A 408-nucleotide genomic window follows, 5' to 3' on the forward strand; every position below is an offset into this window, starting at 1 on the left:
CATTTCACACTTCTCACATCCAACTGGGGAGGTCGAGTGGTGTGCACGATTACATCAAAGAGCGAACAATCAAGATTGGTAAGTATATCGTGGAGACGAAAAAAACCGTTCGTGTCATTGCGAAAGAGTTTGGTGTTTCCAAAAGTACCGTACACAAAGATCTGACAGCGCGCCTGCCTGAAATCAATCCTGACTTGGCGAATGAAGTAAAAGAAATACTCGATTATCATAAATCCATCAGACATTTAAGAGGGGGAGAGGCGACGAAATTAAAGTACAAGAAGGATGAAATTCTTGAAGGGGAGCCCGTTCAGCAGCCGTAGCGCCTGACGTCTGCCGGGCCCTTTTTTCTCCTCCCGGGCGGTTTCGCGAATATCCGCAAAATTTTGTCAAGAACTTATATCGTTC

1 protein-coding gene is annotated in these 408 nt (G+C 45.6%); it reads left to right on the forward strand.

Going from position 1 to position 408, the window contains the following annotated elements:
• The first annotated feature begins 41 nt into the window (after positions 1-41).
• On the forward strand, positions 42-323 hold the full coding sequence (spoIIID, locus tag R0K30_RS21165; protein WP_410612724.1) for a sporulation transcriptional regulator SpoIIID: 282 nt from the start codon (positions 42-44) through the stop codon (positions 321-323).
• The last annotated feature ends 85 nt before the right edge of the window (positions 324-408 follow it).

Origin of the sequence: Bacillus sp. SIMBA_154, assembly GCF_046536015.1 — a bacterium.
GTDB classification, from domain to species: Bacteria; Bacillota; Bacilli; order Bacillales; family Bacillaceae; genus Bacillus; species Bacillus pumilus_P.